Origin of the sequence: Neoroseomonas rubea (assembly GCF_016106015.1) — a bacterium.
Taxonomy (GTDB): domain Bacteria; phylum Pseudomonadota; class Alphaproteobacteria; order Acetobacterales; family Acetobacteraceae; genus Neoroseomonas; species Neoroseomonas rubea.
The window spans coordinates 1-2,380 of sequence record NZ_JACADQ010000468.1; the positions used below are offsets into that span (position 1 = coordinate 1).

2 protein-coding genes are annotated in these 2,380 nt (G+C 74.7%); both read right to left on the reverse strand.

From position 1 onward, the window contains the following. A partial coding sequence (locus tag HW577_RS23725; RefSeq protein WP_198378571.1) for a hypothetical protein occupies window positions 1-2,071 on the reverse strand: 2,071 nt, incomplete at its 3' end. Continuing rightward, on the reverse strand, window positions 2,062-2,380 hold a 319-nt coding region (locus HW577_RS23730), incomplete at its 5' end, for a hypothetical protein (RefSeq protein ID WP_198378572.1). The genes HW577_RS23730 and HW577_RS23725, both read right to left, overlap by 10 nt.

The following is a 2,380-nucleotide window of genomic DNA, read 5'->3' on the forward strand; positions in this document are numbered from 1 at the left end:
GCCCGGCCTCCGCGGGAGGAGCCTCCGCCGCGACGGGCGCGTCGTGCGAGTTGAGCAGCCGCACCGGCGTGCCGCCCAGCGGCGCCGCGCCGACTGCGACGAGGCGCGGCGCCGGGCCGGCTTCCGTCTCGCCCGCCAACAGGTCCCAGGGCAGCCGATCCGCGCCGGCGAGTAGCGCGGCCGGAACCTCCGCGGTTGCGAGCCAGGTGCCAGAGGTCTCGGCCGAGAGGTTGAGCGGCACCTCCCGCCCGGCGATGAACAGCGTGATGGCACGCATCGCCGGCACGGGGCCGGCGCCGAAGCGGAAGATGAGCACGCAGGGCGTGCCGGCCTCCGTTCCCACCATGCCGCTCGCCGCGGGTGCCAGGAGCCAGCCGCCGTCCGGGGCCGGCGCGCTCAGCACGCTCGCGAAGGGGCGTTGCGCGGGCTCCGTTCGCGGGGCATCGCCCGCGGGCCCGACGCGGATCGCCGCCACCAGCATCCCGAGATCGCGCGCGTCGTTCGGCGGCCGATGGGTGTGCGCCAGCCGGATGCGCAGCGCGATGCGCGGCCGCGCGCGCCCTGGCCCCGGGCCGGAGGCCAGGAGCCTGCCGCCTGCCGCCTGCTGATGGAAGGCCAGCGTCACCGGCAGGTCGCCTGCCTGGGCCTCGGCGCGCTCGATCTGGGCCGCGCCGAAATGCGACAGCAGGGTGAACTCGACCTGCCATGGCTCCGCGAAGGGCCAGTCGAAGACCAGGACCGGCTCGCGGTCGGTCCATCGCACGGGCGCACCCTGCAAAGCTTCGGGCCGGTGCCAGCCTTGCTCCGGCTGCGACAGGTCGATCGCAGCGGCGGTTGGCCGCGCGATGAGGCTCATCGTCGCCGCGTGGCGCACCCACAGTTCACCGATCTGGTCCAGCAGCGCGGCCGCGCCATTGGCAGCGCGGTACCGCAGCGCCGCGGCCGCGGAGGCGGCCGCGAGGGCATCGATCTCCCGGATCGCGCTGCGCAGCGCGGCGGCGATCGCAGCGGGTTCATGCGCGGCATAGGTGACATGCCCCGCGCCCCAGTGCCGCGCCTCGTTCTCGAGCCAGGTCTCTGCCGGCACCACGACCGGCAGGCCGAGGCAGACCGATTCCCACAGCACGCCCGAGGATTTCCGCCGGTAGCGCAGCGGATCATAGGGAAAGAGCGCGATGCGCGTGCCCGCGAGCAGCGCCGCATAGGCTTCGCCCTTCAGCCGCCCCTCGGCGAGGTCGAGGTTCGGATGCAGCGCCGTGCGGGACCGCAGCTCGGCCGCCGCCGCTGCCGCCTCCCCCCAGGCCGCCGCGGTGTTCACATGGGCGGCGAAGGTCCAGTCGGGATGCGCGGGCGCCAGCAGGTCGAGCAGCGGCGCCACCAGCGCGATGCCCTTGTGGAGGCGCGCATCGCCGGCGAAGAGCAGCACCCTGTCGCCGGTCGCTGTCGCGATCTCCGGCGGCTCGGGGCGGATCGGCAGCGGATGCGGCGGCACCGGGCGGCCGAACAGCGCGCCGAACTCGACGGCATGCTGCGGCCCGCTGGCGAAGAGATGCACGGGCGGCCCCGGCGCCTCCGCGACGCGGCCGGCAAGGCGGTAGGCGAGTGCCGCGATCGGATCCTCGACCTGGATGCCCCCGGCCGCATCGACGGCGACGCCCGAGGGAAACATCAGGTGCACGACGAAGAGCGGAGCCGAGGCTGGCTCGAACCCCTTCATCCAGCCGATCAGGCCGGTGAGATGCGTCTCGGTCACGGTGGGTGCGAGCACAGCGTCGCGCGGCCCGACCAGCTCGGCGGGCAGCAGCGCGAGCTCGGCGCCGAGCAGGTCGTTGAAGTGGCGGATGTCGTCGAACTTCCCCGTGACCGGGTCGTCGTGCCGGACCGCGTAGGTGGTCTCCGTGAAATGCGGCAGGACGCGCACGCCCTCGATCGCCGTCAGGCCGAAGCGGCGGTTGGCGACGATCGTCACCGTCTGCCCGCGCGCCATCGCTTCGCGTGCGATGGCGAGGTCATAGGCGAGGTGATGACCCGATTCCCCCTCCAGGTTCGGGTCGAGGATGATCAGGGCCATGCGCTGCGCGCCTCCTCCTCCATCAGCGCGGCGGGGATCGCCCCGAGCGCCGGGCCGCGCCACAGCGGATGCCGCGCGGCATGCCGCAGCAGCGCCCGGGCGGCGGCCATCGTTTCCGGCGCGTCGCGCACCGCGAGCAGCATGTCGGCCAGGACCGCCAGCGCCGCGTCCGGCTCGGGTCGTTCCAGCGCCTCGGCAAGGCTTTCGGCGTAGGCGGCCGCGTCGTCGGGCGCGGCACCCGCGCCAGCCGCCACGACGGCGCGCGGCAGGGCTGTCGCGAAGGTCGCGGCGATGCCGGCCGGCTGGAAC